23 protein-coding genes and 1 pseudogene are annotated in these 26,982 nt (G+C 71.1%); 11 read left to right on the forward strand and 13 right to left on the reverse strand.

All coding sequences use genetic code 11. The features are described 5' to 3' along the window. Positions 1–128: 128 nt before the first annotated feature. Positions 129–1,817, forward strand: coding sequence for a bifunctional metallophosphatase/5'-nucleotidase (locus AC1UKG_RS01480; RefSeq protein ID WP_018814704.1), 1,689 nt, complete (start codon positions 129–131; stop codon positions 1,815–1,817). A gap of 76 nt (positions 1,818–1,893) precedes the next feature. Here the strand turns inward: AC1UKG_RS01480 and recD2 are convergent, their stop codons facing one another. Together recD2 and AC1UKG_RS01490 are read right to left on the reverse strand one after the other, a co-directional pair. Next, the gene (gene recD2, locus AC1UKG_RS01485) at positions 1,894–4,119 is read right to left on the reverse strand and encodes an SF1B family DNA helicase RecD2 (protein WP_018744839.1); all 2,226 of its coding nucleotides are present in this window, start codon (positions 4,117–4,119) and stop codon (positions 1,894–1,896) included. A gap of 50 nt (positions 4,120–4,169) precedes the next feature. Continuing rightward, complete coding sequence (locus AC1UKG_RS01490; protein ID WP_018744840.1) at positions 4,170–4,469, reverse strand: DUF1905 domain-containing protein; 300 nt, start codon at positions 4,467–4,469, stop codon at positions 4,170–4,172. 51 nt (positions 4,470–4,520) lie between these two features. Between AC1UKG_RS01490 and AC1UKG_RS01495 the strand changes: the two genes are divergently transcribed. Together AC1UKG_RS01495 and AC1UKG_RS01500 are read left to right on the forward strand one after the other, a co-directional pair. Continuing rightward, positions 4,521–5,465 (forward strand): RNA polymerase sigma-70 factor, encoded by a 945-nt coding sequence (locus AC1UKG_RS01495; protein WP_018744841.1) that lies wholly within the window; start codon positions 4,521–4,523, stop codon positions 5,463–5,465. An 81-nt stretch (positions 5,466–5,546) separates the two neighbouring features. Continuing rightward, a complete protein-coding gene (locus AC1UKG_RS01500; protein WP_018744842.1) occupies positions 5,547–6,725 on the forward strand; it encodes an FAD-dependent oxidoreductase in 1,179 nt (392 codons plus the stop codon). Between the two features lie 194 nt (positions 6,726–6,919). Here the strand turns inward: AC1UKG_RS01500 and AC1UKG_RS01505 are convergent, their stop codons facing one another. The 4 genes and pseudogenes from AC1UKG_RS01505 to AC1UKG_RS01520 form a co-directional block, all read right to left on the reverse strand. Continuing rightward, positions 6,920–8,119, reverse strand: coding sequence for an IS110 family RNA-guided transposase (locus tag AC1UKG_RS01505; protein WP_482642128.1), 1,200 nt, complete (start codon positions 8,117–8,119; stop codon positions 6,920–6,922). A 236-nt stretch (positions 8,120–8,355) separates the two neighbouring features. After that, positions 8,356–8,994 (reverse strand): annotated as a pseudogene (locus AC1UKG_RS01510) (DivIVA domain-containing protein); the annotation flags it as partial. Then, on the reverse strand, positions 8,991–10,181 hold the full coding sequence (locus AC1UKG_RS01515; protein WP_018744844.1) for an FAD-binding oxidoreductase: 1,191 nt from the start codon (positions 10,179–10,181) through the stop codon (positions 8,991–8,993). The gene AC1UKG_RS01515 and the pseudogene AC1UKG_RS01510, both read right to left, overlap by 4 nt. A 238-nt stretch (positions 10,182–10,419) precedes the next feature. Next, entirely contained in the window at positions 10,420–11,589 is a 1,170-nt protein-coding gene (locus tag AC1UKG_RS01520) for a UDP-N-acetylglucosamine--N-acetylmuramyl-(pentapeptide) pyrophosphoryl-undecaprenol N-acetylglucosamine transferase (protein WP_482642127.1), read from the reverse strand. Positions 11,590–11,831: 242 nt separating this feature from the next. Here AC1UKG_RS01520 and AC1UKG_RS01525 point away from each other — a divergent pair, with 242 nt between their 5' ends. Then, a complete protein-coding gene (locus AC1UKG_RS01525) occupies positions 11,832–12,302 on the forward strand; it encodes an MSMEG_6728 family protein (RefSeq protein ID WP_018730343.1) in 471 nt (156 codons plus the stop codon). Positions 12,303–12,363: 61 nt separating this feature from the next. After that, positions 12,364–13,194, forward strand: coding sequence for an enoyl-CoA hydratase/isomerase family protein (locus AC1UKG_RS01530; protein ID WP_050564270.1), 831 nt, complete (start codon positions 12,364–12,366; stop codon positions 13,192–13,194). A gap of 24 nt (positions 13,195–13,218) precedes the next feature. Here AC1UKG_RS01530 and AC1UKG_RS01535 read toward each other — a convergent pair whose 3' ends face one another. Then, positions 13,219–14,745 carry an FAD-dependent oxidoreductase gene (locus AC1UKG_RS01535; RefSeq protein ID WP_482642126.1) on the reverse strand — a complete coding sequence of 509 codons (1,527 nt, stop codon included), beginning with the start codon at positions 14,743–14,745 and terminating at the stop codon, positions 13,219–13,221. A gap of 115 nt (positions 14,746–14,860) precedes the next feature. Here AC1UKG_RS01535 and AC1UKG_RS01540 point away from each other — a divergent pair, with 115 nt between their 5' ends. Further along, positions 14,861–16,783, forward strand: coding sequence for an NAD-binding protein (locus AC1UKG_RS01540; protein ID WP_482642125.1), 1,923 nt, complete (start codon positions 14,861–14,863; stop codon positions 16,781–16,783). An 85-nt stretch (positions 16,784–16,868) separates the two neighbouring features. On the opposite strand, the gene AC1UKG_RS01545 is transcribed toward AC1UKG_RS01540, so the two are convergent. Continuing rightward, positions 16,869–17,453, reverse strand: a complete 585-nt coding sequence (locus tag AC1UKG_RS01545; protein ID WP_482642148.1) for a carbonic anhydrase — start codon at positions 17,451–17,453, stop codon at positions 16,869–16,871. A gap of 306 nt (positions 17,454–17,759) precedes the next feature. Then, on the reverse strand, positions 17,760–18,596 hold the full coding sequence (locus AC1UKG_RS01550; RefSeq protein WP_482642124.1) for a phosphatase PAP2 family protein: 837 nt from the start codon (positions 18,594–18,596) through the stop codon (positions 17,760–17,762). 42 nt (positions 18,597–18,638) lie between these two features. On the opposite strand from AC1UKG_RS01550, the gene AC1UKG_RS01555 reads away from it, so the two are divergent. After that, a complete protein-coding gene (locus tag AC1UKG_RS01555) occupies positions 18,639–19,850 on the forward strand; it encodes a DUF4032 domain-containing protein (protein ID WP_018744851.1) in 1,212 nt (403 codons plus the stop codon). 59 nt (positions 19,851–19,909) lie between these two features. Here the strand turns inward: AC1UKG_RS01555 and nagA are convergent, their stop codons facing one another. The 3 genes from nagA to AC1UKG_RS01570 are packed head-to-tail and all read right to left on the reverse strand — an operon-like array spanning position 19,910 to position 22,919. Beyond that, positions 19,910–21,019: an N-acetylglucosamine-6-phosphate deacetylase gene (nagA, locus tag AC1UKG_RS01560; RefSeq protein WP_018744852.1), complete on the reverse strand. Its 1,110-nt coding sequence runs from the start codon at positions 21,017–21,019 to the stop codon at positions 19,910–19,912. Next, a complete protein-coding gene (locus tag AC1UKG_RS01565; protein WP_018744853.1) occupies positions 21,016–21,993 on the reverse strand; it encodes an ROK family protein in 978 nt (325 codons plus the stop codon). The genes nagA and AC1UKG_RS01565 overlap by 4 nt, the downstream gene beginning before the upstream one ends. Next, positions 21,990–22,919 (reverse strand): sugar isomerase, encoded by a 930-nt coding sequence (locus AC1UKG_RS01570; RefSeq protein WP_018744854.1) that lies wholly within the window; start codon positions 22,917–22,919, stop codon positions 21,990–21,992. The genes AC1UKG_RS01565 and AC1UKG_RS01570 overlap by 4 nt, the downstream gene beginning before the upstream one ends. A gap of 186 nt (positions 22,920–23,105) precedes the next feature. Here AC1UKG_RS01570 and AC1UKG_RS01575 point away from each other — a divergent pair, with 186 nt between their 5' ends. The 4 genes from AC1UKG_RS01575 (at position 23,106) to AC1UKG_RS01590 (ending at position 26,676) form a co-directional block, all read left to right on the forward strand. Beyond that, entirely contained in the window at positions 23,106–23,891 is a 786-nt protein-coding gene (locus AC1UKG_RS01575) for a DeoR/GlpR family DNA-binding transcription regulator (protein WP_018744855.1), read from the forward strand. 115 nt (positions 23,892–24,006) lie between these two features. Continuing rightward, positions 24,007–25,011 carry an ATP-binding cassette domain-containing protein gene (locus AC1UKG_RS01580; protein WP_033662870.1) on the forward strand — a complete coding sequence of 335 codons (1,005 nt, stop codon included), beginning with the start codon at positions 24,007–24,009 and terminating at the stop codon, positions 25,009–25,011. Next, on the forward strand, positions 25,008–26,021 hold the full coding sequence (locus tag AC1UKG_RS01585; RefSeq protein ID WP_482642123.1) for an ABC transporter permease subunit: 1,014 nt from the start codon (positions 25,008–25,010) through the stop codon (positions 26,019–26,021). The genes AC1UKG_RS01580 and AC1UKG_RS01585 overlap by 4 nt, the downstream gene beginning before the upstream one ends. A gap of 175 nt (positions 26,022–26,196) precedes the next feature. Continuing rightward, positions 26,197–26,676, forward strand: a complete 480-nt coding sequence (locus AC1UKG_RS01590; RefSeq protein ID WP_018744858.1) for a DUF3263 domain-containing protein — start codon at positions 26,197–26,199, stop codon at positions 26,674–26,676. Between the two features lie 31 nt (positions 26,677–26,707). Here the strand turns inward: AC1UKG_RS01590 and AC1UKG_RS01595 are convergent, their stop codons facing one another. Next, entirely contained in the window at positions 26,708–26,923 is a 216-nt protein-coding gene (locus tag AC1UKG_RS01595; protein WP_018218042.1) for a hypothetical protein, read from the reverse strand. Between the last annotated feature and the right edge of the window lie 59 nt (positions 26,924–26,982).

The raw sequence follows: 26,982 nt of genomic DNA on the forward strand, positions 1-26,982 counted from the left end.
TCGGTGCTGGTGGCGGTACCCGTCGCCGCCGGTTCCCGAATCCTGTCGATGGCGCGAAATGGTGGGCGTGCCTAGCCCGGATGTTCCGCGCCGGTTCCCACGAGGAGTTCCTTTTGTCCATCCCTGGGATGCGTCGGGCCGCGATCGGCCTGACCGCACTCGCTGTGGCCGCCTTCGGCGCGGTCGCGACCACCCCCGAAGCGGCGGACGCCGGGCGGAAGCCGGTCGACGTCACGCTGCTCGCGCTGAACGACTTCCACGGCAATCTGGAGCCGCCCGGTGGCTCCAGCGGCACGATCGAGGACCAGCCGGCCGGCGGAGTCGAGTACCTGGCGACCCACCTGGCCGAGCTGCGGAAGGCCAGCAAGAAGAAGAACACCATCACGGTCGCCGCCGGGGACCTGATCGGTGCCTCCCCGCTGCTGTCGGCGGCCTTCCACGACGAGCCGACCATTGAGGCGTTGTCGCTGGCCGGGCTCGACTACGCGAGCGTCGGCAACCACGAGTTCGACGAGGGCTCCGACGAGCTGCTGCGGATTCAGCACGGCGGCTGCCACCCGGTGGACGGCTGCGCTGACGGCACCCCGTACCGGGGCGCTGACTTCCAGTACCTCGCCGCGAACTCCTTCGTGACCGAGACCGGCAAGCCGCTGCTGCCCCCGTACGCCATCCACCGGGTGCAGGGCGTCAAGATCGGTTTCATCGGAATGACCCTCGAGGGCACGCCGGACATCGTCAGCCCGGACGGCGTCGCCGGCCTGACCTTCGCCGACGAGGCCCGGACCGCCAACCGGTACGCGCGGGAACTGCGCCGCAAGGGCGTGGAGACCATCGTGGTGCTGCTGCACGAGGGCGGTAACCAGGCCGGCGCCGGTGGCATCAACGACTGTGTCGACTTCACCGGCCCGGTGGTCGACATCGTCAACCGGATGGACCGGTCCATCGACGTCGTCGTCAGCGGGCACACCCACCAGGCGTACAACTGCGAGGTCAACAACAAGCTGGTGACCAGCGCCAGCTCGTACGGCCGGCTGATCACCGACATCGACCTGAAGATCGACCGGCGGACCGGGGACGTGCTGCGGGCCTCCGCCGAGAACCTGGTGGTCACCCGGGATGTCGCCGAGGACCCGGCCCAGACCGCGCTGATCGACCGCTACCAGACCGTCCTCGGCCCGGTCGCCGGCCGGGAGGTGGGCGAGACCACCGAGGCGATCACCCGGACCCAGGAGACCCTCTTCGACACGGTTCGCGGGGAGTCCCCGCTCGGGAACCTGATCGCCGACGCCCAGCTCCGGGCCACTGCGGGGGACCAGAACTCCGTCGCCGCGTTCATGAACCCGGGCGGTGTCCGGGCCGACCTCGACGCCGGCCCGGTCACCTACGAGGAGGCGTTCACCACGCAGCCGTTCACCAACAACCTGGTGGCCCTCGACCTCACCGGCGAGCAGCTCTACTGCCTGCTGGAGCAGCAGTTCGTCACCGAGCGGGTGCTCTACCCGTCGGCCACGGTCCGGTACGTCGTCGATCCGGCTGGCAGCACCGCCCCGGCGGATGACCCCTGCGCCGGTACGCGCGTGGTCCGCGGCAGCCTGACCTTCGCCGACGTGCCGGTGCAGACCGACGGCACCTACCGGGTCACGGTGAACAACTTCCTGGCCGGCGGGGGGGACGGCTTCTCCGTCCTCACCGATGGCACCAACCCGGTCACCGGCCAGATCGACCTGGACGCGCTGGTGGCGTACCTGACCGAGACCTCGCCGGTCTCCGCCCCGGCACTGGACCGGATCCGTACCACTGGGGAGCCCGGCCGCTGACGCCCCGCCTTCCCGCGCGGACGGGCCCCGGCAACACCGGGGCCCGTTCCCGTCTCTGCCCTTCGGGTCACGCCGGTCAGGGAGTTGTGGCGGCGAGCCGGTGGTGGAGGGCGGTGTGCCGGCGGCCGGCGCCGACGGTGCGGACCGCGGCGGCGAGGGCCCGGCGGGAGCCGACCAGGACGACGAGCTGTTTGGCGCGGGTGACCGCGGTGTAGAGCAGGTTGCGTTGCAGCATCATCCAGGCACTGGTGGTCAGCGGGATGACGACCGCCGGGTATTCGGAGCCCTGCGAACGGTGGATGGTCATGGCGTAGGCGTGGGCCAGCTCGTCGAGTTCGTCGAAGTCGTAGTCGATGCTCTCGTCCTCGTCGGTGCGGACCGTCAGGGTCTGCTCCTCGGCCGAGAGCTGGGTGACGATGCCGAGAGTGCCGTTGAAGACCCCCGCCTTCCCCTTGTCGTAGTTGTTGCGGATTTGGGTCACTTTGTCGCCGATGCGGAACACCCGCCCGCCGGCACGCCGCTCCGGCTGCCCCTCCCGATGCGGGGTGAGTTGTTGCTGGAGCAGGGTGTTCAGCGCGCCCGACCCGGCGGGGCCGCGGTGCATGGGGGTGAGGACCTGCACGTCCCGGCGGGGGTCGAGGCGGAACTTGGCGGGGATGCGGGAGCAGGCGACATCGACGGTACGGTCGGCGGTGGCCTCCGTGTCGTCGCAGGCGAAGAGGAAGAAGTCCGGCAGGCCCTGGAGCAGGGGCGGGCGGCCGGCGTTGATCCGGTGCGCGTTGGTGACGACGCCGGACTGGGTGGCCTGGCGGAAGATCTGGGTCAACCGCACCCGCGGGATGGCCGCGGCGGCGAGCAGATCGCGCAACACCTCGCCGGCGCCGACCGAGGGGAGCTGGTCGACGTCGCCGACCAGCAGCAGGTGCGCGCCGGGCGGGACGGCCTTGACGAGTTTGTTGGCCAGGATGAGGTCGAGCATGGAGGCCTCGTCCACGACGAGCAGGTCAACGTCGAGGGGGTTGTCCCGGTCGTAGGAGGCGTCCCCGCCCGGGCGTAGCTGCAGCAGGCGATGCACCGTGGCGGCGGGATGCCCGGTCAGCTCGGAGAGGCGCTTGGCAGCCCGCCCGGTCGGGGCCACCAGGGTGACCTTGGCTTTCTTGGCGGCGGCCAGCTCGACGATCGAACGGACAGTGAAGCTCTTGCCGCACCCCGGCCCGCCGGTCAGCACCGCGACCTTCGAGGTCAGCGCGAGCCGGACCGCCTGCTCCTGCTCGGCGGCGAGGTCGTTGCCGGTACGCGCCTTCAGCCAGGTCAGGGCCTTGTCCCAGGTGACGTCCGCGAAGTGGGGCAGTCGATCGGCCCCATCGCCGAGCAGACGGAGCAGGCTGGTGGCGAGAGACCGCTCCGCCCGGTGGAACGGCACCAGATACACCGCCCGCACCGGCTCCGCGTCGCCGCCCGGTAGTGACTCACGAACGACACCCTCCTCGGCGACCAGGTCGTCCAGGCAGCGGGTGACGAGGTCGGCCGGCACGTCGAGGATCTTCGTCGCGTCCGCGACCAGCTCCGGTTCGGGCAGGTAACAGTGGCCGTTGTCGGTGGCCTCGGAGAGCGTGTACTGCAAGCCGGCCATGACCCGCTGCGGGCTGTCGTGCGGGATGCCGACCGACTGGGCGATGGTGTCGGCGGTCTTGAAGCCGATCCCCCACACGTCGGCCGCCAGCCGGTACGGCTCCTTCGTGACCACGTCGGTGGCGGCGTCGCCGTACTGCTTGTAGATCCGTACCGCCAGCGAGGTCGAGACACCGACGCCCTGGAGGAAGACCATGACCTCCTTGATCGCCTTCTGTTCCTCCCACGCCGCGGTGATCTTCGCCGTGCGCTTCGGGCCCAGCCCCGGCACCTCCACCAGCCGGGCCGGCTCCTCCTCGATGATCCGCAGCGTCTCCAGGCCGAAGTGGGCGACGATCCGTTCGGCGAACACCGGTCCGATGCCCTTCACCAAGCCCGAGCCGAGGTAGCGCTGAATGCCCTGGATCGTGGCCGGCAAGACCGTGGTGTAGGAGTCGGCCTCGAACTGTCGACCGTACTTGGGGTGGGAGGACCAGCGCCCGTGTAGCCGTAGGCTCTCCCCCGGCTGCGCGCCCAGCAGGGCACCCACCACCGTCAACAGATCACCGCTGCGGTCGGTGGCGACCCGGGCCACGGTGTAGCCGGTTTCCTCGTTGACATACGTGAGCCGCTCCAGCACCGCCTCGAGCGTCGCCAGGGCGGGACGGGGAGCAGCGGTCACGTCGGCCATCCTGCCGTACCCCAGCGGCAGCGCGGCGCTCCGGTCCGGACTGGTTTTTGCTATGCGAGGAGTTCCAGGCGCAGGGTGGTGACGTCACCGGCCTCGATGCGCTCCGCCTCGCGGACGGCGCGTTTGACGGGCAGGACATAGCAGCTCCGCTGCTTGTCCGGAAAGATGGATGTCGCCCAGGTGCTGTCACCGATCGTGACCCGGACCCGCAGCGAGCCGAAGCCACGACGCGGCGGTCCGGACAACTCCCGGATCTCCTCCGACAGGTCGACGGGGAGGCTGACGAAGGTCCAACTGTCCGCACGCCGGGCACTCCAGCCCCACAGCTCGGCCTCGAAGGTGACGATCACGGGCCCAGCCTGACACGACGGCCCGACACCGGTCGTCGCTACTGTCGAGCCATGCCGCTGAGTTCGCACGAGGTCGAGCTGTTCGAGCACTCCAGGCCTCGGTTGGAGGCGATCGCCTACCGACTGCTCGGTTCGGCGAGCGATGCCGAGGACATGGTCCAGGAGACGTTTCTCCGGTGGCAGACCGCCGACCGGACCGTGGTCCGGACGCCCGAGGCGTGGCTGACGAAGGTGCTCACCAACCTCTGTCTCCACCAGCTCACCTCGGCGCGCGCCCGGCGCGAGAGGTATGTGGGCACCTGGCTGCCCGAGCCGTTGCTCCCCGGAGACCCGATGCTCGGCCCGGTCGACACCGTCGAGCAGCGGGAGTCGGTCTCGATGGCGGTGCTGGTCCTGTTGGAGCGGCTCTCGGCCAACGAGCGGGTCGTGTACGTGCTCCGTGCGGCGTTCGGCTACTCGCACGGTGAGATCGCCGAGTTCCTCGACCTCACCGAGTCGAACTGCCAACAGATCTACCGGCGGGCGAAGCAGCACATCAGCACCGACCGGGTCCGCGCGGAGGTGGACGCGACCAGCACGCGGAAGATCGTCGAAGAGTTCCTCGTGGCCGCCACCAGTGGGCAGGTGCGGCGGCTCGTCGAGCTCCTGACCGCGGACGCGACGAGCGTCGGCGACGGTGGTGGCAAGGTTCCGGCCCGGACCACGCCGGTCGTCGGTGCGCTGGCGGTGGCGAGGTTCCTGCGCGGTCTCTTCGTTCCCACCACCGCCAAACGCGACCGGATGGGTGGCCGACCTGCCGTCCATGCCGGCGTTGTCAACGGTGGGCCCGCGGTGGTGGTCGTGCTCGACGACCGGGTCGTCGCCGTCATGTCCCTGCACCTGACCGGGGAGGGCATCGCGGCCATCCATTCCCAGATCAACCCCGACAAGCTTGCCCGCGCCACCCACCGCTGGTCCGCGGTGGAGCCCGGCGCGCCGCTCATCGACGCCTGGTGACCCAGCTCACGGTGAGCTCCTGTCAGCAACCGCGTCGCTGTCCGGTTCAGGAAGCGGACGCATCGAGACAGGAGTGAGATCATGAAGCACCGCATCGTCGTCCTCGGGGCCGGATACGCCGGAGCCGCCGCCGCCGGACGCCTCGCCCGGCGGCTGCACCCCGACAGCGTCGAGATTACTGTCGTCAACGCCGAGGCCGAGTTCGTCGAGCGGGTCCGGCTGCACCAGCTCGCGGCCGGACAGCGCCTTGCCCGCCGCCGACTGCGCGACATCTACGCGGGTACGGACGTCCGGCTGCTCCTGGGCCGAGTCACCGCCGTTGACCTCGACCACAAAGTCGTCACGCTGGTGGATCAGCAGGGCGCGGACGAGATCGGCTACGACACCCTCGTCTACGCCCTCGGTAGCGCCGGTACCGACCACGGGGTTCCCGGTGTCGCCGCGCACGCCTACGACATCGCCGGAAGGGAGTCCGCCCTGCGGCTGCGCGATCGTCTGGTCCGTCTCGACGCCGGCGGCAACGTTCTGGTCGTTGGAGGTGGGCTGACCGGCCTCGAAGCCGCCACCGAGTTCGCCGAGGCGCGGCCGGACCTCGCCGTCGCGATCGCTGCCCGTGGCGGGTTCGGTGACTGGCTGGACGTCGGGGCGCGGCGTCACCTGCGACGCGTCTGCGACCGGCTCGGCATCACCGTGCACGAGCACACGAACATCGTCGGGGTCGACGCGGCCAGCGCGGTTACCGGCGACGCCCGAACCGTTCCGGCTCAGGTGACTGTCTGGACGGCGGGCTTCGCCGTTCACCCCATCGCCGCGGCCACGCCCCTTGAGCTCGCCGACACTGGACAGATTCGGGTGGATGCCACCATGCGGGCGGTCTCGCACCCCGAGGTGTATGCGATCGGGGATGCCGCGTTCGCCGAGGGGCCCGGGGGCAAGCCGCTCCGGATGTCCTGCGCTACCGGGATCCCGATGGGCTGGCAGGCCGCCGACGCGATCGCCGCGCGGCTGACCGGCCGGGAGGTGCCGAAACTCGCGTTCCGCTACTACAACCAGTGCGTCAGTCTCGGCCGGCGGGACGGGCTCATCCAGTTCGTGACCGCCGATGACCGCGCCACGTCGTCTTTCCTCGCCGGAAGGATGGCAGCCCGGTACAAGGAGGCGGTCTGCAGGGGTGCGGCCTGGAGCGTCCGCCACCCCACGCTGCTGCTGCCGACCCGCCGCTACCGCACCAGCCCGAGCGGGCAGGACGCGTTGCGGTGAGGCGCGGGGAGCAGACGACCGAAGCCCGGTCGCCCGACTCCCGGTGCGGCACGTACGGCGTGATGGGGCGCCGCCGGGCTCGTGGCGTGTGATTACCGGTGCGTCTGCCCGTGGACGTGCGGCATCCCCGTAGCCGTGGGATGGTCCGGTATGGCGGTTTGCTCGGGTACGGGGGGGGGTCCCTATGGGTTTGGTCAAGCCGGGATGGGGCTTGTTGGCCGTGGTTGGTAGGGGATCTTGTCGCGGAGCATGGCGAACAGGACGTCGCAGCGGCGTCGGGCGAGGCAGATGAGGGCGGCGTTGTGGCGTTTGCCTTCGGCGCGTTTGCGGTCGTAGTAGGCGCGGCTGACGGGGTCGGTGAGGGCTGCGAACGCGGCGAGGAAGAATGCTCGTTTGAGGTGTTTGTTGCCGCGTCGGGGTGGGTGTTCGCCGCGGATGCTGCTGCCGGAGCGTCGGGTGACGGGGGCGAGGCCGGCGTAGGCGGCGAGGTGCCCGGGGGTGGCGAAGGCGGTGCCGTCGCCGACTTCGAGCAGGATCCGGGCGGCGGTCCTGACACCGATGCCGGGCATCGAGGTCAGGACCGGGGCAAGAGGGTGCGCATCAAGCATCCCTTCGACCTGTGTGGCGACCTGGTCGCGCTGGCGTAGGACGTCGCGGAGGCTGTCGGCGAGACGAGGCAGGATCGTCTCCGCGGCCTGGGTGCCGGGAACGGTGACGCTCTGTTCGTCGAGGGCGGTCATGATCTGGGCGACGAGCCGTTGGCCCATGCGGGGCGCGTGGGCGACGGCGATGGACAGCAGTTTGCGGCGGCCGGCCTTGCGCAGACCGGCCGGTCCACCGCAGCGCGACAGCAGTTCCAATACGGCCTTGTGGTGCACTTTCGGGCCGAGGACCCGTTCCAGCGCAGGGTGAATCTGTGTCAGCAGACCCCGGATCCGGTTGGACACGCGAGTGGCCTCGCCAGCGAGGTCGTCGTCGAAGCCGACCAGGACTTCCAACTCGGCGAGGGCCTCGTCGCCGGTGTCGACCCGCCGCAGGGTGTGGGGCAGAGTGCGGGCGGCGTCGGCGATGACGTAGGCGTCGCGGGCGTCGGTCTTCGCGCTACCGGGGTGTAGGTCAGCGATACGTCGCATGGCCAGGCCGGGCAGGTAGGCCACCTGATGGCCGCACGCCCGGGCGACCGCGACCGGCAGGGCGCCGATCGAGGCGGGCTGGTCAACCACGACCAGCACCTGACCGTGGCGGGCCAGCTTGTCGAACAGCTGCCGCAGCCGGGCCTCGGTGTTCGGCAACGCCGCGTCATGCAGCCGTCTGCCGTCCGGGGCCAACCCGACCGCGTGATGATCACCCTTACCGACGTCCAAGCCCAGGTAGACGCCGTATCCGTCGTTCACCGCACCCGCCTCCACGTATCGGATCGTGGCCTCGGCCGCAGTCAGGGCGTCGGACTGCCGGCAGCCACGTTACGAAGAGACCTACCCCAACACGGGTGGCCGTGTCCCTATCAGCGGTCCACCGACGCCACCCGACCCGGCGACAACACCCCCCGGATCATCCAAACGACAGGGGCAGAAAGTCATACCGGGCCGGGCAACCGAGGGTCCCCGGCTGGGGACGATCAACAAGGTAACGGGCCGACCAGCTTGGTCAGCTCGGCGCCGAAGGCGTCGCCCACCGCGCGAATCTGGGCGCTGGCACCATCGAGTTGGCTGGTGGCGCCCGCGACCGCGGCGAGGATGTTCCGCGAGATGGCGGCGAGGCGCTCGACCTGCTCCCGGTCGGCGGAGTACTGCTGCCCGGCGCGGACGCGGTAGGCGTGGGCGGCTGCCTCCGCCTCGCGACGTGCCTCGACGACGACGCGTTCGGCCTGGCTACGCGCGTCGGTCTGCATGCTGCGGGCGTGGGCCTTGGCGTCGGCGACGAGTTGGTCGGCCTGTTGCTGGGCGGTGGCCAGTATGTGGATCGCCTCGCCGGAGTAGGTGCGTTGGCGGGCGGGCTCGGTGTCGATGTTCTGGTTGCGGAAGAAGCCGCGTAGCCGGTTGATTTCCGCGAGGTCGCGGGCATGGATGCTGGTCCACCGCTGCACCTCCTCCGCCAGCCGGGCGAGAAAGGCATCGACCTCGTCCGGGCGGTAGCCACGGCGGCCGAGTGCGGTCTCGCGGAACCGCTGTCCCCGGATGTGCTCCGGGGACACCGGTCGCCATCCCCGGAGCGGGGTGTGTTGGCGGCCGAGGTCAGGCTCGTCGCCGGGAAGGTTGGCGGTGTTCATCGTGCGTACACCTCGGCGCGGTCGGCCACCGCGACGGTGGCTACGGAGTCGGGGCGGTAGGGGTCGTTGGTGCCGTCCTCGCTCCGAATCTGCTGCGGGGCGATACCGGCTTCGGCGAGGCGTTCGCGGCTGGTGGCGACCATCTCGGTTGGACCGCAAACGTAGATGTCGTGCGCGTCCCAGCGGCCCAGGCGCAGCGCGACATCAACGACGTTGCCACGGTGAACGCCAACGGCATGGGCATCGTGGGACAGGGTGGGGACGATGGTCAACCAGGGCATCTGCTGCGCCATGGACTCCAGGGCCGGCAGGTCGTAGAGGTCGCCGCCCGTGCGACCACCGACGACGAGCGTGACTCGTCGCCGGCCACCCTCGGCGGCGAGCTGTTCGGTCAGTGCCTTCAGCGGAGCCAGGCCGGTCCCGCCAGCGAGCAGCAAGAGGTCCCGGCCGGAGTCCGGGTCCAGGGTCAGGCTGTGCCCGATGGGCGCGCCGACGCGGATCTCGTCACCGTTGCGCAGCGACTGCACGATGGCGGTGGAGACCTCACCCCCTGGTACTGCCTTCACATGTAGCTCGACCAGCCCATCACGGCGCGGGATGTTCGCGGGCGAGTAGTACCGCCAGAGGCGAAGCCGGGTCGGCACCTCGATCGCACAGGACTGGCCCGGCAGGTACCAGTAGGGCACGGGCTGGTCCACCTGCAGTCGGACCACGGCCACGTCCAGGCCCCGGCGTTCATGTTCGACAACCAGCGCTTTCCAGTACGGAGGCTCGGCGCGGGTGGCCTCCGCCGCGGCATCACACATGACCTGTGCGACCAGGCCGTACGCCTCAGTCCACCCGGACGCCAGGTCGGCGTCCCATTCGGGACCGAGGAACTGGCTGAGGGTGGCCAGTAGCGCCTCCCCAACGGGCGCGTAGTGCTCGGGCACAACGTCGAAGCGTCGGTGGTCGCGGCCGAGCCCACGGGCGAAGGGCAGCATCAGGTCCGGCTCGCCCACCCCGGCGACGATGCGTCCAAGTGCGGCGACCAGTCGATCCCGCTGGCCCGCCATAGAGGCCGGGAAGAGCTGTCGCAGCTGGGGGTTACGCGCGAACAGGGCTGCGTAGAAGTAGGCCGGCACCGCGTCGCCGTGTGCGAGGACCCGTGCCCACGACGCCTGTAGTCGGTCGGGCTCCACGGTCACGTTGACGAGTCGGCTGGTGCGAGAGCGGCGTGGGCGTTTGACGCGCCGCCGGTACGGTCGTGCATCGACTTCACTCGGCCCCCTGGGTCTGGTCCGTGGAGTGACTGGCACAACGGTTGGGTGTAACCGCTGCATCGGTTGCCGTGACTTAACCGGTTTAGTTACCGGCACATAGGATACCAACTCGGCTCGAAAGGGTGCCTACTGCCCTGAGCCCGGCGGTACCTACGGGTGTCCGTCAGCCGCGGCGGGCAGCGTCGATCAGCTCGGTGACGGCGGCGGCCGCGGCGTCTGGCCGGCCGTGGCGGCGGGCGGCCTCCGCCAGGGCGTGCCGACGCTGCGCGTCGTCGAGCAACATCAAGAGTTCGGCGCGGAGCGCGGCACCGGTAGCGTCGCCGCCGGTGAGCATCCGCGCCGCGCCGGCCGCGGCGAGATGCCGGGCGGTCTGCCGCTGCTCGTCGCCGGAGGTCGGCACCAGTGGGATCAGGATCGCCGGTCGGCCCAACGCGGTCAGCTCGGCTACTGTGCCGGCGCCACTACGCGCGACCACGATGTCGGCGGCAGCGAGCACATCGGGCAGTTGTCCATGGATGTAGTCCACGACGCGGTAGCGGGCCTGTAGGTGCGGCGGTAGCTGGGCGGCGATCTGTTGCATGTGGCCCAAGCTGTACTCCCCGCACTGGTGCAGCACCTGGCAGCGCTGCAGGACATCGGGGAGGACCTCGGCGACCATCTGGTTCACCTGCACCGCGCCCTGCGCCCCGCCGGTGACGAAGACCAGTGGCAGGTGCGGCTCCAGCTGGTAGGCGGCTCGGCCGGCAATCGGGTCTCCGGCGAGCATGTCGGGGCGGACCGGGTTGCCGGTGACCACCGCCCTGGCCTGCGCCCGCTTCGACAGGTTCGGCAACGAGGAGGTGTGGCTCAGCAGCACCCGGCTGGCGACGAGGGCGAGAATCCGGTTGGCCAGGCCCAGGTTGAGGGTTTGCTCGTGCATGACCAGGGGCCGCCGGGCCAGCCAGGCGGCCAGACCGATCGGGACGGAGACGTAGCCGCCGGTGGAGAGGACCACGTGCGGCCGGACCCGCAGTACGGTCGCCATGGCCTGCAGCACGCCGATCGGAATCCGGAACGCGTCGGTGATGTTGCGCCACAGCTCCTGGCGATTCGGGGATCGCCGTAACTTTCCGGTGGTGATAGCGCGGAAGGGTAGGCCCTCCTGCCGGGCGATCTTCGCCTCCAGGCCCTGCTCGACCCCGACCCAGAGGATGTCGGGCGCGGCGCCGGTCTCAGCGAGGCGAGCGCGGAGTGTCTGGATGGTCGTCAGTGCCGGGTAGGTGTGCCCTCCGGTGCCGCCGCCGGTGACGATGATCCGTAAGCCGTGGAGCTGCTGAGCACTGTAGACGGCCACGCGTTCCCCTGTGCCGGGTCCGTCCGGCTGGCATCCTTGCCGGCGAGCCGGATGGACTGAGCGAGCGTTCTGACGTTGTTCTAGATCGACTATAAACGTCAGCGAACGCCGTCGCCTCGTCGCCCGCCGCCGCGCCGGGCGACGCCGCTTGGTGGCGGTGTTCGACGCAGGACCGTCCCGGTTCGGCGGGGCGACCACGCCGCCGGAGGATTGTCGGGTGCGGCGGCGGGTAGGTAGCCAGGATGCAGACGTTCCTTCCGTACCCGGACTTCCTGGCCAGCGCGGCCGCGCTGGACCAACGTCGGCTCGGTAAGCAGCGGGTGGAGGCGATTCAGGTGCTGCGAGGGCTGACCCGGCCCGGGTACGGCTGGCGGCACCATCCGGCGGTGAAGATGTGGGCCGGCTACGAGGAGGCGCTGACCCGGTACGGGCTGGACGTGTGCGCGGTCTGGTGCGAGGCGGGTCGAGCCGACACCTGCGCAGCGACACTGATCACCGACTTCACCGCCGCCCGGGGCGTGCGCACCGTTCGCACCCAGGCCGAGTTGGCTGACGCCGGTGAGCTACCACCCTGGCTGGGCCGCGACGACCTGCACCGGAGCCACCGTTCGTCGCTGCTGCGCAAGGACCCGGAGCACTATCGTCCGCAGTTCGGTGACATCCCGACCGATCTGGAATACGTCTGGCCCCGATCTGATCGCGCCTCCGGTTAGGAACGGCCACCGGACCGTGACCGCCGTCACCCGGACGGGGCGGGGCGGCGGCCGCGTCGATATCGTCACCGCGGCGGAGTGGACCGGAGGGAGAGTTTCGGTGGCGGACGCGGAACTGCTTGTCGAGGTGGCCGCTCCGGTGGCGACCGTGGTGATCCACAATCCGGCTCGCCGAAACGCGATGACCGCGGCGATGTGGCGACGCCTGCCGGCGTTGCTCGATCAGCTGGAGGCCGACCCGGCGGTACGGGCCCTGGTGCTCACCGGAGCCGACGGAACCTTCTGCGCCGGCGCTGACCTCGGTGACCTGGACGAGCTGCTGGACGCCGGTGACGCGAGTATCGCCGTCCTGGCCGAGGAGCGGCTCGCCGCCTTCGCCAAGCCGACAGTCGCGGCGATTCGGGGTGCCTGCGTCGGCGGTGGGTGCCAACTCGCCGTCGCCTGCGACCTACGGCTCGCCGCCGACGACGCGCGCTTCGGGGTACCTCCGGCCCGACTCGGCCTGGTCTATCCGGCGCCCACCACCCGCCGGCTGGCCGGGCTGGTCGGGCCGTCCACCGCGAAGGCCCTGCTCTTCACGGCGGAGCTGATCGACGCCGGGCGGGCGCTCCGGGTTGGCCTGGTTGACGAGGTGCTGCCCGCCGCCGCGCTCTCGGCCCGGGTCGGTGCGGTTACCGCCGCGGTCACCGCACAGTCTCGACTCAGCGTGATGGCGGCCAAGGAGATCGTTGACGGGCGGGCAGACGACGCCCGGATCGCCTGGTGGCATGGGCAGGTGCGGGCCAGCGGGGAGGCCCGGGAGGGTGTCGCGGCGGCCACCGAGCGCCGAGCGGCCCGCTTCCCGTGGTCCCCGTCCGCGGCGGGGCCGGCCGAAACGGGCAGCACCGGGTAGCGGCTGGGTCGCGACCGCTCCCGATCAGTGCGGTCGGGCGAGTAGGCCCCGGGGGCGGATCGAGCGGATTGGCTCGGTCGCGCCGCCCTCGTCCCGCAGGATGTGGTTGGCCGCGAGGATTCCGGTGGCGGCGGAGCGCTCCATCAACGCGCTGGGGAAGTCGGTGCGGATGCCGTCGCCGGCCAGGTAGAGCCGGGCGGCGTCGGTGCGGACGCCGGGCCGCCCCGCGTGGCTGCCGGGCGGGAACGCGGGCGCCCGGGCCTCCACCCGGGCCCGTAGCTCGCGGACCCGCAGCCGCCCCGCCTCCGGCCAGAGGGGCCTCAGCTCGCGCCACATCCGTTCGGCCAACTCCTCGGCGGGAACGTCCGGTTCGCAGGCGTACGCGTGCAACTCGACCACCGCGCCGCCGCTGCGCGTAGCCCAGCGGCGGGACTCCTCCTCCAGTCGGTGGTAGAGCGTCACCGAGTCCAGGGTGGGCTGCCGGGAGACCCCGCTGAAGACCGCCCGCCCGGGATCCACGTCCCCGGCACACCAGTAGCGGGCGACCGCGTACGGCGGACCGGGTCGGCCGAACGCGGGCATTCGCGCCACCAGGTCGGGGGCGGCCTCGGCGAGGACGGGGGAGGCCGCGACCAGCGCGGCGAGAGCCGGTGGGTCGACGGCGAGCACGACGTGTCGGGCCTCGTACGCGCCGGCGGTGCTCACCACCTGCCAGCCGGCGCTGTCGCGGTGCAGCCCGGTTGCCGCGGCCTCGGTGACGATCCGGCCGCCGTGCTGCTCGAGGTGCCGGGTGAGGGGCTGCCAGATCGACGCCGCGTAGTCCGCCGTGGGGCAGTCGAAGGCCAGCCCTTCCGGGTTGCCCAGCAGGTAGAAGTGGAACTGGGCGATCATTTCCGCGGCGGACATCTCCGCTTCGTGGTTAAAGAACGAGTGGGAGAAGACCTCGAAGAGCATCGCTCGGGCTCGGTCCGGCAGCCGGAGCGAAGTGAGCAGGGCGTCGGCGGTGGTGTCGTCGAACTCGGCGTACGTCTGGATCGGGTCGTAGCTGAGCAACGGCAGCGCGGCGTCCCGGTTCATCGCGCGTAGGTCCCGCAGGCGCAGGCTGGGGCTGCGGAGCAGGAGGGCGAGCAGGTTCGCTGGCGCCGCTGGCGGCAGCTTGCCGAACTCCTCGGTCGGCCACCGCGCGGACAGCACCGGGTAGCGCGGGATCTGTCGGAGGAAGCCCAGCGTCGGGTCGATCCGGCGCAGGATGTTCCGCCAGTTGTAGTACTGGCGGAAGAAGGCGTGAAACCCGTGTTCGTTGGTGCGGATGCCGTCGGGCGCGGCCTCCGGCCACGCGCCGAGCCGTCCGCCGATGGTGGGGGCGGCTTCCAGGACGGTGACCGGAACTCCCCGTTCGGCCAGTACCACCGCGGCCGACATGCCGGCTATTCCGGCACCGACGACCACGGTCGGCGTCGGGTGCGGTACGCGCGGCAGGCCTCCACCGCCCGGCTCCACCACATGCTCACGTACGCCGACGAGTCGACCCACCACCTTCGACAGCGCCATCGCCCCAGTTTGCCGGAGAAATATCGGTGTGGAGAGTGGGCTCGCGCTACCGTCGTGTTCGCGATTCACGGTCGCGGGGCTGCGGGAGCGAAACCAACTGCTTACCATGCGTCGCATGACGGGCCCCTTCGATCGTGCATGGTGGTCCGGGGGTCGGTTCCGCGGCAACAGCGACCCCTGGGTCCACTACGTGGTCTGTGGCCACGACGCCCTGGCGTACTGGGTGGTGAGGTCACTGCTCGGCACCGAGCCGCAGCTGACCCGGATCCGGATCACGTTGGTGGTGCCCAAGCGGCAGCGGACGGACAGCCCGGACGGTCGAGATCTCGACGGCATTGAGGTCATCCAGGCGGACCGGCTCGACGAGGTGACATTTCGCCGAGCCCGGTTGGACCGGGCCGAGGGTCTGGCGCTGCTGCACCAAGACGATGTGGGCAACATGCACGCCGCGCTCTGCGCCCAGGAGGTCCAGCCGAGCCTGCGGTTGGTGGTGCGGATGTTCAACACCAGCCTGGCCAACGGGGTGCGAGAGATCTTCCCCGACTCGGCGGTGCTCTCCGATGCCGCGATGGCGGCCCCTGCCTTCGTCGCCGCCGCCCTGGGTGAGGTCGCACCGGCTCACTTCCGGCACGGCGGGCGGACGCTCTACGTGGCCCGCCGCGTCGACCTTCGCGATGAGGACGTCGTCTGCCCGGTGGCGGATACCCGCGATCCGCGGGAGGTCCGGGTCCTGCCCACGGACGAGAGCGCCGCCGACGTGGTGCTCGCCGAGGCGGCCGGTACGCCACCGGGAACCGAGGTGGCGGCACGCCGACTGCGTCGGGCCCGGCGGTGGCGCCGGCCGGTCACGATGCTGCTCCGGGCGGTCCGCGGCTTCGCCACCCGCAGGATCGGCATCGCCGTGTTGGTGCTGCTGGCGGTGATCGTCGTGCTCGGTGGCCTCTACGCCAGCACCGCCGAGGTGAGCTGGGCGGAGGCGCTCTATCTGACCCTGGTCACCGCCCTGAGCGGGCAGGACCCGGACGCCGCCAAGCCGGTCGGCGAACAGGTCCTCCAGGTGGTGCTGAATCTCTCCGGGCTGGCGCTGATCCCGTTGATCACCGCCGTGGTGGTGGACGGCCTCGTCAACGCCCGGCTGGCGCTCCACTCCGGGCGACCCCTGACCGACCGTTCCGGGCACGTGGTCGTGGTCGGCCTCGGCAACATCGGTATGCGGGTGACCGCCCAACTTCGCGATTTCGGTGTCGAGGTGGTCGCCATCGACAAGAACCCGGATGCGCGGGGTGCCGCGCTGGCCCGGCGGCTCGGCGTCCCACTGGTGGTGGGGGACGCCTCCGCCGAGGAGATCCTGCGGGCGGCCTCGGTCGCTACCTGCCAGGCTCTCGTCGTGGTCTCCACCGACGACGGGGTGAACCTGCGAGCCGCGCTGACCGCCCGATCTCTCAACGACGATGTTCAGGTGGTGCTGCGGCTCTTTGACGGGCACTTCGCCGAGCGCGTCCAGCGGTCCTTCGGTATCGGCGTCTCGCGCAGCGTGTCGTACCTGGCGGCGCCGTCGTTCGCCGGCGCCCTGCTGGACCGTGCCGTCATCGCCACCATCTCGGTTGGCCGGCACGCCCTGTTGGTCACCGAGGTCCCGGTCGCCGCTGGCTCCTCGCTCGAAGGCCAGCCGCTGGCCGCCGTCGGCCGCGCGGGGAGCGTCCGGCTCCTCGCCCACGCCCGCTCCGGCCAGCGGTACGAGTGGGAGCTCGACCACCGGCTAGTGATCATGGCCGGGGACCGGTTGACGGTGGTTGCCCGCCGGGCCGGGCTGAACGCCCTGCTCCGTGCGACCGGCCCGCTCGATTCAGAGGTTTCCGAGCCCCCGGCCGGCTCGTCCCCGGAGGCCGCAACGCCCCCGGCCGGCTCGTCCCCGGAGGCCGCAACGCCCCCGGCCGGCTCGTCCCCGGGGACCGCAACGCCCTCGGGGGGCCCGCCACTGCCCCGGGCAGGGGAGCAGGACGGCGCGGTTGGTCAACAACCCGACTCTTCCGACTAGCCCCGGGTCTCGGGAGGCTCCGGCACCTGGGGACAGGCCCCGGAGTCCATACCCATGCCGCTGGGCCGGGACCGGTGTGGTCCGGTCACCGTTCGGCTGGTGGGGAGGGTACGCCGCTGAGGACCTCGACCGCACCGGTGTCGAGGGAGTAGTAGGCGCTGACAATGGCAAGTTGCTGCTTTTCCACGAGCGGGGCGAGTTCCGGGTTGGAGCGCAGGTCGTTCGCGGCCAGCTCGACCTGGGCTCGGACCATGGCATCGATCGGGTCGTTACCCCCCGCTGCGGCTACCTGTTCGTACGCCGGCTGCAGGGCCGTGACGATCTCCGGTAGGTGGCCGGGCAGCGTCTCGCCGTCATTAAGGGAGGCGTACGCCGCCTTGATGGCGCCGCAACGTTGATGACCGAGGACCACGATGAGCGGAGTGGCGTTGGCCAGCGGCCCGTATTCGAGAGATGCGGTGACCACCGGCCCAACCGCCTCCCCGCCGGTGCGCGTCACGAAGAGGTCGCCCAGGCCAACGTCGAAGATGAGCTCCGGTGGCACCCGCGAGTCGATGCAGGAGAGGACCGCCGCGAAGGGCTTCTGCTCCTGGGCTACGGCCTGCCGCCGGGCCGGGTCCCGGTGGGGGGCCTGCGGGTCGCCCTTCACCCACCGTTGGTTGCCCTCCATCAGCCGCTCGAGTGCTGCCTTGGGCGTGGTGGGTGGTGCTTGGGGGGAGGCGCTGGTCGTTGGCGACTGCGCCTCTGTCGAGGAGCAGCCTGCGAGCGTGGCCACGGTGCCGACAAGCGCACCGGAGAGCAACGCCCGCCGATTCGGGCGTACCACTCTATTCATTGATTTCCCCTGAACTAGTCTATAACCATAGTCTCACCTTGAACAGGGAAATTATACGTCTCAACTCCCAGAGACGGACAAGCAGGCGTATTCTTGGTGATCCGCTGGCGGTAGCGGGTGGGTTCGGCGCGCAGGTCCGAGTCAGTCCGTGTGCGCGGGGGTCCAGCTCCGACGGTCCTGGTCGATTCGCCGGGGCAGTGGAACATCGTCCCAGGGCACCCGGTGCAGCACCCGGTCCAGCAGGAGGCCCAGTAGCAGCCCGGCGATCGAGTCGGTCAGCCAGTGCCAGCCCAGGTACAGGGTCGTGGCGAACACCACCAGGGGCGGGACGACCCGCATCGCGACGGCGAGCCGGGGTGGCAACGTGTGCCCGTAGGTCTTCAGCAACTGGGCGAGAAGCAGGACGATCACGCCCCACCAGATGATCGTGTTGACGACGTGCCCGGACGGGTAGGAGCGGGTGTACTGCAGCGCCAACTCGTGCTGGAAGAGTGGCAGGGTCTGCTCCGGCGTGAGGAAGGGTTCGCGCGTGCTGGCGCTGGGCGCGGGCCGGGCCGTCGCCACCTTGAGCGCGCCGACGACGACGTTGATCAGCACGAGCCCGGCGACCGGCGGCAGCAGTGGGCGGGCGGAGCGGAGTCGTACGGCGAGCAGAAGGCCGAGCCCGACGGCGGTCAGGGTCAGCGGGCCGCCCTGGCCGAGGTAGTTGAGGATCCGCGCGACCCAGTACGCGGCGGCGGGGCGATGCGCGTCCGACCAGTCGGCCACCGTCCGGTCGAGGCCGAAGAGGTAGCCGGCGGCGAGGGCGGCGGTCAGGGCCGCCAGGCCGGCGAGGAGTAGCCCGTCGAACCACCAGCCAGCCGGGCGGACCGGCCGGAGCCGTACCGCTCGCCACCCGGTTGTCGCCTGCCCCATCTCGGCCACGCTACCGGCCGGCACGGCCCCCGGCCCGGTCCGGGTGGCTGTGTGCCGAACCACGCGGGGAGGCGTTCCGGCGGGGGAGGGCGCAAACTGGAGTGCGTGCGGATCACCTCGGCTCTCGTTGACCCGGCGCTGCTCGACCTGCCCTGGTCGACCCCGCTGGTGGAGTGGCCGGCGCAGCACCTGGTGGCGCTGCCGCAGGGCATCTCCCGACATGTTGTCCGTTTTGTCCGGCTTGGCGGCTACGTGTACGCGGTCAAGGAGACCGGCGAGCGGGTGGCCGAGCGGGAGTACGACCTGCTGCGGGCCTTGGAACGGATCGACTTCCCAACGGTGGAGGCGGTGGCGATCGTCGCCGACCGGCAGACCGAGGCCGGCGAACCACTGGACCCGGTGCTGATCACCCGGCACCTCCAGTTCTCCCTGCCCTACCGGGCGCTCTTCTCGCACACGCTGCGGCCGGAGACGATGGAGCGCCTCCTCGACGCGTTGGCCGCGTTGCTGGTCCGGATGCATCTGACCGGCTTCTTCTGGGGCGACTGCTCGCTGTCGAACACGCTCTTCCGTCGGGACGCGGGTGCGTTCGCGGCCTACCTGGTGGACGCGGAGACCGGGGTGCTGCACCGCTCGTTGTCGAACGGGCAGCGCGGTGAGGACCTGGAGATCGCCCGGGTGAACATCTTCGGTGAGGCGTTGGATCTACAGGCGGCCGGGCTGCTGCACGAGTCGATCGACCCGGCCGTGGTGTGCGAGGAGGTCGTGCAGCGGTACGAGCGGCTGTGGCATGAGATCACCTATGAACAGCAGATCGAGCGGGAGGCTCGGCACGACATCGAGGGCCGGATCCGCGGGCTCAACGAGCTGGGCTTCGACGTGGCCGAGATCGCCGTCTCCACGATCGACGACGGGCGGTATTTGGTGCGGCCGAAGGTGGTGGACGCCGGCTACCACACCCGGCGGCTGCTTCGCCTCACCGGTCTGGACGCGGAGGAGAACCAGGCCCGTCGGCTCCTCAACGACCTGGACGCCTACCGGGCCGAGAGCGACCTGGCCGACGAGCAGCAGGCGGCACACCGCTGGCTGACCGAGGTCTTCGAGCCGGTGGTCCGCGCCGTGCCGGCGCACCTACGCCGCAAGCTGGAACCCCAGGAGATCTTCGCGCAGATCATCGAGCACAAGTGGCTGCTCTCCCAGCGGGCCGGCCGGGATGTCGGCATGGCCCCGGCGGTGCAGTCGTACCTTGGGGACGTGCTGGCGCACCGCCCCGACGAGCAGGCGGTGCTCGGGGTGGAGATCCCACCCCCAGGCTGACCAACGGTCCGGGTGGTCCCGCCGAGGTCGCCCGGCTGGCCCGCGTCGCGCCCCGGCGGTCAGTCCAGCCAGGTGCCCGCGCGCATCACCCGGACCACGTTCAGGTCGTCGTCGAGCACCACCAGGTCCGCGCGGAGACCGGGCTGGAGGGCGCCGACCCGATCGCCGAGACCGATCGCACGGGCGGGCGTGGTGGCCACCATCCGGGCGGCCTCCGGGACGGCGACCCCGGTGGCGACCGCGTTCCGGAACGCGGTATCCATCGTCAGCGTGCTGCCGGCGACCGCCCCGTCGCTGGCGAGCCGGGCCACGCCGGCGGTCACGGTGACCCGCTGCCCGCCCAGCTCGTAGTCGCCGTCGGGCTGGCCGGCGGCGGCCATCGCGTCGGTGACCAGGGCGGTCCGCTCCACGCCGGCGGCGGTGGTGGCGAAGGCGAGCATGCCGTCGTGCAGGTGCACCCCGTCGGCGACCAGCTCGCAGACCACGGAGGGAGCCTCCAGCAGGGCGATCACCGGCCCCGGCTCCCGGTGGTGCACGGGGCGCATCGCGTTGAACAGGTGGGTGGCGACGCTCGCGCCGGCGGCGATGGCGGCCTGGGTCTGCTCGTACGTGGCATCGGTGTGGCCGATCGCCGCGACCACGCCGTGGGCGGTGAGTAGCTTGATCGCCGCGGTCGCTCCCTCGCGCTCCGGGGCAAGGGTGACCATTCGGATCGTCCCGTGGCCCAGCTTCAGTAGCTCGGTCAGCTCCTCGGTGGAGGGGTCGCGCAGGTACGCCGGGTTCTGCGCTCCGCAGCGGGCCGCGGAGAGGTACGGGCCCTCGAAGTGAATCCCGGCGAGCACCCCTTCGGCCACCAGCGGTCGGTAGGCGGTGGTGGCGGCGCGCATCAGCGCGAACGGCGAACTCACCAGGCTGGCCAGCAGGGTGGTGGTGCCGTGCCGGAGGTGGAAGCCGCTGGCGGCACGGGCCGCGTCGGCGTCTCCGGTGGTGAAGGTGTGCCCACCGCCGCCGTGGGTGTGGATGTCCACGAATCCGGGAAGGATCCAGCGCCCGTCCCGCCCGGACGGGTACTCGGCGACCGCGGTGATCTGCTCGTTGTTGATCTCTACGCAGCCCTGGCGGATGACCCCGGCCGGGGTCACCACCCTGCCGGTCACCCGTACCGTCATTGCTTCTCCAGGCTGTCGAGGGCGAGTAGGGCAGCGCCGAGGCAGCCCGCCTCGGCGCCGAGGGCCGCCGGGACCAGCCGCGGTTCGCGGTGGAAGGTCATCCGGTCGTGTAGCGCGGCCCGCAGCGGGTCGAGGAGCTGGGCACCGGCGCGCGTCAGCCCCCCGCCGAGCACGATCGTCTCCACGTCGAAGAGGGCCTGACCCGTGGCGAGGCCGTCGGCGAGGGCCTCGACCGCCTCCGTCCAGACCCGCTGGGCCAGCGGGTCGCCGGCGAGGGCGCGAGCGGCCACCTCGGCCGCGCTCGTCTCCGGTGTGCTGTCGGCCAGCTCCGTGTAGCGGCGGGCGACCGCCGAGGCGGACGCGACCGCCTCCAGACAGCCCGCCTGCCCGCAGCCACAGCGCGGTCCACCGGGACGGACCAGAATGTGACCCAGCTCCCCGGCGGCGCCGTGCGCACCGGTGGCGGCCGTTCCGTCGATCACATGGGCGGCGGCGATGCCGGTGCCGATGGCGACGAAGAGGACGTGCCGGTCGGTCCGACCGGCACCGAGCCGGGCTTCGGCGAGGCCGCCGACGCGGACATCGTGGCCGAGTGCCGCCGGCATCCCGAGTCGCGTGGTGGCCAGGGCCCGCAGGGGTACGTCGCGGAAGCCGATGTTGGCGGACCAGATCGCCACCCCTGCTGCTTCGTCGATGACGCCCGGGACGGCGAGGCCGAGCGCCACCGGGGTGAGCCCTTCGTCGCGGGCGGTGTCCGCCAGGCCGTCCGCCACGTCGAGGATGGTGTCGACCACGGCTGCCGGACCGCGGGCGGCCTGGGTCGGGTGGTGCGCGGTGCGCGCGACGGTGCCGTCTCGGTGGACCAGGGCGCACTTCATTCCGCTGCCGCCGACATCGATCGCGACCACGACCTGCCGTCGGTCGGGTGCGCCGTCCGGCGCGCTCGGCGCCTCGCCCGGCTCTGCGCTGCTCATGCCAGCACCACGGAGCGGGCGAGGTGCCGTGGCGCGTCGGGGTCGAGGCCACGGCTGGTGGCGAGCGTGACAGCGAAGCGCTGCGCCAGGATCAGGTCGGCCATCGGGTCCAGCGGTGTGCGACCGGCGGCCCAGTTTCCGATCACGCTGCGGCACCCGTGGGTGCGGCTGTGTACGAAGGCGGCACCGGTGGCCGCCACATCCTCCGCAAGCCCCTCGGGCAGGTCCCCGAAGGCCCAGACCAGCCGTCCCGGTGCGGCGACGGAGATCGGGCCGTGCCGGTAGTCCATGGCCGGATACGCCTCGGCCCAGAAGGTGGCGGCCTCGCGGCACTTCAGTGCCGCCTCGTGGGCCAGCCCGACAGTCCAGCCCCGGCCCAGGAAGGTGACCTGTGCGATCTGGGCGGGGTCGATCGGTAGGGGGGCGCGCACCGCTACCTCGGCGTCGGCGGAGAGCGCGGGGATGTTGTCGCCCAGGTGGGCGCGGAGCAGGGCCAGCGCGGTCGTCGCGAACCGGGTCTGCACCACCGCGCGTTCGTCGGCGAAGGCCAACGGCACCGTGACGTCGGCCAGATCGGCGGCCGGGGCGGCGGGGTCACCGACCAGGACGGCGGTGGGCAGCACTCCGCGGAGTGCGGCGAGCAGCTCGGTCACTTCGGTGGTGGTGCCGGAGCGGGTGATCGCGATCAACCGGTCGTAGCGGCGGCCGGTGGGAAACTCGCTGGCCTGGAAGGCGTCGGTCTCGCCGTGACCGGCGTGCTCGCGGCGGGCGGCGTAGGCCATCGCCATGAACCAGGAGGTGCCGCATCCCACGACGGCGACTCGCTCGCCGGGCTGGGGCAGCTGGTCGGCCACCGAGGTGGCCAGCCGTGCCGCGGTCCGCCAGCAGTCGGGTTGACTCGCGATCTCCATGTCGACGTACGACATCAGGCTTCTCCAGAAACGTGCGCAATTTGGATCGTTAGGCCCGGCTTTCGCGCGCTATTGTGCGCCGGTTGGGGTGGTGGTGGCAACCAGGCCGGGGATCGAGCAGAAGCGGCGTTGCCTATACGTAGTTTCGCGCACTAGTGTGCACGCACAATCACCGATCGTGCAGCCGCTGGAGGGCTCGGGGTGGACCGGTACGCCAGATGGAACGCCCTGCTCGAGATGCTGACCGACAGCGGGCGGGTCAGTGTCGAGGGGGCCGCCGAGCGCCTGGCCGTCTCGCAGGCCACCATCCGCCGGGACTTCGACCAGCTCGCCCAGCAGCAGATGATCACGCGTACCCGGGGTGGGGCGGTCGCCAACGGCGTCTCGTACGACCTGCCGCTGCGGTACAAGTCCGCGAAGCACTCGGCCGAGAAGCAGCGGATCGGCGCGGCGGCCGCGGCGCTGGTGTCCCCGGGCACGGTGGTCGGCCTCAACGGCGGCACCACCAGCACCGAGGTGGCGCGAGCGCTGGCCGTACGGCCGGATCTGAACACCAGCGCCGAGGGCGCCCAGCTCACCGTGGTCACCAACGCCCTCAACATCGCCAACGAGCTGCTGGTCCGGTCCCGGATGAAGGTCGTGGTGGCCGGCGGGGTGGTGCGACCCAAGTCCTTCGAGCTGGTCGGCCCGCTGGGCGGGGCCCTGCTGCGCGAGGTCACCCTGGATGTGGCCCTGCTCGGGGTGGACGCGGTTGACCCGCAGCTCGGCGCCGCCGCCCATCATGAGGGGGAGGCGGCGATGAACAGCCTGATGGTGGCGCGGGCGAAGCGGGTGGTGGTGATCGCCGACTCCTCCAAGCTGGGGGGTCACGCCTTTGCCCGGATCTGCCCGGCGGACCGGATGGAGACCCTGGTCACTGACTCCGGTGCGGCGCCCGACGTGGTTGCCGCCTTCCGCGCCGCTGGCGTGCGGGTGGTCTGCGCCTGACTCGCACGACCGGCCCTCCTATCGCCGCTTTCCGCCGCGATGCACGGATTGGGTATTGCGCAAAGGGTAGTACCACGTATTGTGTCGTGAGTGCCGCCAACGGGGGAGGTGCAGCTTGACGGCTGTCCTGGAAATAGAAGGTCTCCAAAAGTCCTATCGAAGCCGAAGGCGCGGCACCCGCAACGCGCTCGACGGCTTCGACATGCGGGTGGAGGCGGGCCAGGTGCACGGCTTCCTCGGCCCGAACGGTTCGGGTAAGACGACCACCCTCCGGACGCTGCTCGGGCTCATCCGGCCTGATGGCGGTCGGATGAGACTGCTCGGCCACGAGGTCCCGGCCGACCTGTCCGCGGTCGCCGGTCAGGTCGGCGCGATCGTGGAGAGCCCGCAGTTCTTCCCACACTTCACCGCCCGGGACACCCTGTCCCTGCTGGCCACCGCGGGCCAGGTCCGCTCCACCCGGATCGACGAGGTGCTGGAGCTGGTGGGGCTGCGAGACCGGTCCCGGGAGCGGGTGAAGACCTACTCGCTCGGCATGAAGCAGCGGCTGGCCGTCGCCTCCGCCCTGTTGAAGGACCCACGACTGCTGATCCTGGATGAGCCGGCAAACGGGCTCGACCCGGGTGGCATCCGGGAGATGCGGGCGTTGATGCGGAACCTGGCCGAGGGGGGCACCACGGTGCTGCTCTCCAGCCACATCCTCGCCGAGATCCAACTGATCTGTGACTCGGTCACGATCATCTCGTTGGGGCGCCGGGTCGCGTTCGGCCCGGTGGAGAAGGTGCTGGCGGCCCACTCGGCGGGCACCGTCCGGGTGCGCCTGGAAGCGGTGGCCGACCTGCCGGAGGCGAGTGAGGCGCTGACCCGGGCTGGGTTCCGCGTCACCCGGGAACCGGACCACCTGCTGCTCGCCGGGGTGGAGGAAGCCGCCATGGTGACCCGCCTCCTCGCCGGTCAGGGCCTGTACGTCAGCGAGCTGGTCTGGGTCGATGCCGATCTGGAGAGTGTCTTCCTCGAGCTGACCGCCACCGCGCCGGCCCCCGGCCAGAGCCGGCAGGTCGACCAGTCGGCGCGACCTGCCACGGTGGGTCAGCGCAGCGCAGGAGGGTGGGGCGCGTGAGTCTCTATCGTGCGGAACTACGCCGGCTGGTGCTGCGGCGCCTCACCCGCTGGGCGACGGTGCTGGGCCTGGCGGTGTTGGCAACCGTGGCCGTCGGGGTCTTTCTGTCGAACCAGAAGATCGACGACGCGGCCCGGGCCAAGGCCCAGGTGGCCGCCGAGCAGTACTGGCAGCAGGAGGTGCGGCAGACCGAAGAGTTGCGGGCCGAGTGCGAGCAGGCGGCGGCCCGGGGCGACCAGTCGGGTCGCTTCCCCCCGGACTGCTCCCCGATCTCGCCCCCACCCCGGGACGTCTACTCGGCGGAACAGTACCTACCGACCACCTTCGACTTTCGGGCCAGCTTCGGCCAGACGCTGATGGCGCTCGCGGGGATCCTGGCCCTGGTCGGTTTCGTGGTGGGCTCCTCCTTCGTGGGCGCCGAGTGGAACACCGGCGGCATGATGACCATGCTGTTGTGGCGGCCGAAGCGGGTGACCGTCCTGCTCACCAAGCTGGCCGCCCTGCTCACCGGGCTGCTGGCGTTGGCGGTGACCACGACGGTGCTCTGGTTCGGCAGTTTCTGGCTGATCGCCACCACGCGTGGCAGCACCGAGGGGATGACCGCCGGTGCCTGGCAGTCCTTCGCCCTGACCGGCCTGCGTGGCGCGGTGCTCGCCCTGGTCGCCGCTGCTCTCGGCTTCGGGCTGGCCTCGCTCGGCCGGCACACCGCGATGGCGCTGGGCGGCGCGGTCGGGGTGGTGGTGGTCGGGCAGGTCGGCCTGGGAGTGTTGCTCGACCTGATCGAAGCGAAGTTCATCGAGGCATGGTTGCTCCCCACCTACGTGCAGGCCTGGGTGGAGAAGGAGGTTGTCCTCCATGACTGGCAGCTGTGCCAGCGCAACCCCTTCGGTCCATGCGAACCAGAGACGCTGACCCTCACCTGGCAACATTCTTCCGGGCTGCTCGTGGTGGGGCTGGTGCTCATTCTCGGCGGTGCGTGCTGGGCGATACGTCGGCGAGACATCTCCTGACGCCAGGGCAACCACCCCGGGCCCGTCGGACCGGCTCGCCGTCGGGGTGAGCCCCCACCAGGCCCGCTCGCCTCGCCGCTTGGCCAGCCGTCTCGTGCGGTTGGCCGAGCGGCGCACTAGGCTGAGGCACCCCCGGGTCGGCCGTACCGAGCCGACCGCCCCCGCGAGGAGGGTCATGCCGCCCGACACCGCCCCGACCGCCGCCGAGCCCTCCGGCGACGGGCGACCTGGCGAAGGACGCGGGCGTTCCGTCGTACCACCGCCCCGGCCGGTGCCCGAGGTCGAGGCCGTCGCGTCGGCCAACCTTGAGCCGGACGTCGTGGGGGCCGACGGCGGTGCGCTGTCCGACGCCGACGACGGTGCGCCGTTGGACGACGCCGCGCCGTTGGACGACGCCGCGCCAGGAGACGCCCTCGGCTCGACCGCCGGCCTGACCGAGCGAGAGCGGGACATCCTCGACTTCGAGCAGCAGTGGTGGCGGCATCCAGGCGCCAAGGAACAGGCCATCCGGGACCGGTTCGGCTGCACCGCCACCCGCTACTACCAGCTGTTGAACGGGTTGCTGGACAACCCGGCGGCCCTGGCTGCCGAGCCGCTCCTGGTGGGGCGGCTGCGTCGCCTGCGCTCGGCCCGAGCCCGCGACCGACGTCGCTGAGGGGCCGGCAGCGCCGACCCCTTCGGTCGGATCAGCGTTTTTCGTGCATGCGTAGGCCGTTACCGATGGCGAAGAAGGTCGGAGCCCACTCGCCGATGAAGATCCCCCAACGGTCGGCGCGGGCCATGCCCGCACGCTCCAGATGCTTCGAGAGGAACCAACTGCCGAAAGACAGGCCAATGCTTATGAAACCCGCGAGATAGGCGTGCTCGGCTCGGAGGCCGGTCTCGTGTAGGCGCTGCAACATCCGCGATCCCCCTGTCGCAAAAGTCGGCTCGTGCCACGGAAGCCCGGCGGGCCACCAGT

This window comes from Salinispora sp. CH2A1_6, assembly GCF_056820975.1.